The 1,258-nt window shown below is 73.1% G+C and carries 2 protein-coding genes; both read right to left on the reverse strand.

The genetic code is table 11. The features are described 5' to 3' along the window. Nucleotides 1-345, reverse strand: a 345-nt coding sequence (locus ACFY9I_RS42555; protein ID WP_391012928.1) for an NAD-dependent epimerase/dehydratase family protein, incomplete at its 3' end; no start/stop codon positions are given. Between the two features lie 77 nt (nt 346-422). Further along, nucleotides 423-995: a winged helix-turn-helix domain-containing protein gene (locus ACFY9I_RS42560; RefSeq protein WP_030794395.1), complete on the reverse strand. Its 573-nt coding sequence runs from the start codon at nt 993-995 to the stop codon at nt 423-425. Nucleotides 996-1,258 lie beyond the last annotated feature (263 nt).

Genomic DNA, 1,258 nt, shown 5'->3' on the forward strand with positions numbered 1-1,258 from the left:
CTCGACCAGGGGCGCGTCCTCGGTGTACCCGGCGGGCGGGGCCCAGGCGTACACCGAGCAGCTCGACACGTACACGTACCGGCGGGCGCGGCCCCGCAGCAGCCGCGCCGCCTCGTGCACCGCCCGGGGCGCGGACGACCAGGTGTCCACGACCGCGTCCCACTCGGCCCCCGAGGGCAGGTCGATGCCCTCGGGCGCGGTCCGGTCGCCGATCAGGGTCCGGGTTCCGGGGACGGGTGCGTGCCGTCCCCGGTTCAGGACCGTGACGTCCCAGCCACGCCCGAGGGCCGCCTCGACGACGGCCCGTCCCACGAACTCCGTACCGCCCAGCACCAGAAGTCTCATACCGGTGACTCTGCCCGGCCGGGCCGCGGAAGGGAACCGTGCTCTGCCCAGGGCAGAGCCGGGGGCCGTCCTGGGGGTCAGCGCCCGGTCGGCGGGGTGTACTTGTAGCCGACCCGGCGGACCGTCTGGATCGTCCGGCGGTGCTCCGCGCCCAGCTTGCGGCGCAGCCGGGCGACATGGACGTCGACCGTACGGCCGTCGCCGACATGGCCGTAGCCCCACACGGTGGTCACGAGCTGGTCGCGGGTGTGCACCCGGTTGGGGTGCGCCACCAGATGCGCGAGCAGCTCGAACTCCAGGTAGGTCAGGTCGAGTTCACGGCCGTCGACGGCGGCGGTGCGCTGCACCGTGTCGATCCGCACCAGCGGGTCGGCCGCGTCCGTACCGGGCCGGTCCGGCACCGCCACCGGAAGGAACGGCGGCTGCTGGTCGGCGGGGACGAGCACCAGGTAGCCGATCATCGGCGGCTGGCCGGGCAGGGTGGGCAGGGTGTGCTGCGGTGCGGGCAGCCAGGTGGCGCCCGGCGGCAGGAAGTCCGCGACGTCCACGACCTCGTCCCGGTCGACGGCACGCAGTCGGTGCCGGGCGGGAGCGGTCGGGGCGGGGGCGGGTGCCAGGGGAGCGGAGGAGAGAGAACGGGTGGTCGCCATGAGAGGTCAGCTCTTTCGCGCGAGAAAGTTCGTCGGAGAGGACGACGGCCGCGATTCGTGGTCGGGCTCGCCGAGGGACGTACGTCGTGCGCGCTGGCCGAAGGCCGGGGTGTACGGCTTTAGAGGGCCCGCGCGTTCCTCGCGCGGCAACACACCCGGTCGAAATCGTGGTGCTGACGGGAAGGCCAGAACGGCTCGAGGTCGTGGCGACCCGTCGCGGTGTCCTTCTGGAAGCTGGCCATACCCTTATTGAAGCAGACACG

Source organism: Streptomyces sp. NPDC012510 (assembly GCF_042955065.1).
GTDB lineage: Bacteria > Actinomycetota > Actinomycetes > Streptomycetales > Streptomycetaceae > Streptomyces.